This window comes from [Ruminococcus] torques ATCC 27756 (genome assembly GCF_000153925.1).
GTDB lineage: Bacteria > Bacillota > Clostridia > Lachnospirales > Lachnospiraceae > Mediterraneibacter > Mediterraneibacter torques.
Window position 1 is genome coordinate 1 of sequence record NZ_DS264355.1, and the last position, 2660, is coordinate 2660.

Here is a 2660-nt window from a genome sequence, read left to right on the forward strand (position 1 = left end):
GACTCGCACTGTGGTGGATTCGCGAATCAGATGTCGCGGTGAATACGTTCCCGGGTCTTGTACACACCGCCCGTCACACCATGGGAGTCAGTAACGCCCGAAGTCAGTGACCCAACCGTAAGGAGGGAGCTGCCGAAGGCGGGACCGATAACTGGGGTGAAGTCGTAACAAGGTAGCCGTATCGGAAGGTGCGGCTGGATCACCTCCTTTCTAAGGAAGAAATAACTTCTTTCGTCTGGAACAATCCAACTAAAACGGAAGAAATAACTTCTTTCGTCTGGAACAATCCAACTAAAACGGAAGAAGAAGTAAAGTGAGTCGTTGTCTATTGTTTAGTCATCAAGGATGACAAAACTTTTTGGTGGCGATGCGTTCAGGGGTAACACCCGTTCCCATCCCGAACACGATGGTTAAGACCTGAACGGCCGATGGTACTGCACTGGAGACGGTGTGGGAGAGTAGGTGGCCGCCAAATCAAAAAAAGAAAAAACGAAGACAGAAACGCTGTCGAAGTTTAGAATAAATACAGGCAGGGATGAGCAACACCTCGTCAAGCCAACCCAATCAGCAGGGCAGTGCTGTTGGAATAACTGGGTTCACCAGTGATTAGAGTTTAAAAGAGATTTTAAGTTCTAATGACTGATGAAAGATCAGTCAAGATGTGTACCTTGAAAACTGCATACAGAGAAAATCAATGATAAGATAAAATATCTAATCAAGACATCCGAGGTAATGTTATTTAACAATTACTATAAAGTTTGAAGAAAACAAACTAAAAATAAATTGGCCTAGAACCAACACATGTAACGCTATACATGTGTGGATAGAAGTTCATTCCCGTGAACAACTATCGTTTGGTTATGCTGATAAGAGCGTATGGTGGATGCCTTGGCACTAAGAGCCGATGAAAGACGTGATAAGCTGCGAAAAGCTTCGGGGAGGGGCAAATACCCATCGATCCGGAGATTTCTGAATGGGGAAACCTAACTGAGCAAACCTCAGTTATCCTGACGCCAATCCATAACGTCAGGAAGGGAACCCGGTGAACTGAAACATCTAAGTAGCCGGAGGAAGAGAAAACAACATGTGATTCTGTGAGTAGCGGCGAGCGAAAACGGAAGAGCCCAAACCGGGATGCGTGCATCCCGGGGTTCGGACCGCGGAATTGATTCAACAAGTTTAGCAGAACAGTTTTGGGAAAGCTGACCAAAGAGGGTGAAAGTCCCGTAAGCGAAAGGCGAGTTGACATGGCGGTATCCAGAGTAGGTCGAGACACGTGGAACCTTGACTGAATATGCGGGGACCACCCCGTAAGGCTAAATACTCCTTAGTGACCGATAGCGCATAGTACTGTGAAGGAAAGGTGAAAAGGACCCCGGGGAGGGGAGTGAAAAAGAACCCTGAAAACCATATGTTTACAAGCTGTGGAACATCTTTATATGATGAACCGCGTACTTTTTTGTAGAACGGTCCGGCGAGTTACGCTGGCTGGCGAGGTTAAGCACTGAAGGTGCGGAGCCGAAGGGAAACCAAGTCTGAATAGGGCGAAAGTCAGTCGGAGTAGACCCGAAACCGGGTGATCTATCCATGTCCAGGTTGAAGTTGCCGTAAAAGGCAATGGAGGACCGAACCCACATCCGTTGAAAAGGGTGGGGATGAGGTGTGGATAGGGGAGAAATTCCAATCGAACCCGGAGATAGCTGGTTCTCCTCGAAATAGCTTTAGGGCTAGCCTCATACAAGTCTTGCGGAGGTAGAGCACTGAATTCCTACGGGGGCGTCAAAGCTTACCAAGGGATATCAAACTCCGAATGCCGTGTAGATGATGTATGGGAGTCAGACTATCCGAGATAAGTTGGGTAGTCGAAAGGGAAAGAGCCCAGACCTGCAGCTAAGGCCCCAAAATGTGTGTTAAGTGGAAAAGGATGTGGGATTTCGAAGACAACTAGGATGTTGGCTTAGAAGCAGCCATCCATTAAAAGAGTGCGTAATAGCTCACTAGTCGAGAGGTCCTGCGCCGAAAATGTCCGGGGCTGAAACACACTGCCGAAGCTCAGGGATGAACAGTGATCAATACAGATCAATGCAAGAGGAAAGCTTCTTGATGAAATCAAGAAGATTCCAAAACAGATGAAACAGACTGCTGTTGGTCTGCGTTGATCACTGTTCATCGGTAGAGGAGCATTCTTAAAGAGACGAAGCTGTACCGAAAGGAGCAGTGGATTTTTAAGAAGAGAGAATGCCGGAATGAGTAGCGAGAAAGAGGTGAGAATCCTCTTGGCCGAATATCTAAGGTTTCCAGGGTAAAGCTGATCTGCCCTGGGTAAGTCGGGGCCTAAGGCGAGGTCGAAAGACGTAGTCGATGGATAACAGGTTGAAATTCCTGTACTATCCTGTAACAGAACTGTGGGGACGCAGACAGAGAGCACAAGCCGGGAATGGAAAGACCGGTGCAAGCGAGGTAGGAGTACATCAGGCAAATCCGGTGTGCAATCCGAAGACGTGATGCGGATCGAAAAGAAGTAGAGAAGTGTGTGAGCTGGCTGCCAAGAAAAGCCGCTATTGTTTACAGGATACCCGTACCGTAAACCGACACAGGTGGATGAGGAGAGAATCCTAAGGCCGACGGGAGAAGCATTGTTAAGGAACTCGGCAAAATGA

At 47.8% G+C, this 2660-nt stretch carries 3 rRNA genes (1 of these 3 running past the window's edge); all 3 read left to right on the forward strand.

Going from position 1 to position 2660, the window contains the following annotated elements:
* A 16S ribosomal RNA gene (locus RUMTOR_RS13280) occupies positions 1-210 on the forward strand; the annotation flags it as partial.
* 147 nt (positions 211-357) lie between these two features.
* Positions 358-475 (forward strand): 5S ribosomal RNA (rrf, locus tag RUMTOR_RS06415).
* Between the two features lie 381 nt (positions 476-856).
* Positions 857-2660: ribosomal RNA gene (locus RUMTOR_RS13285) — 23S ribosomal RNA — on the forward strand; it runs 391 nt beyond the window's last position.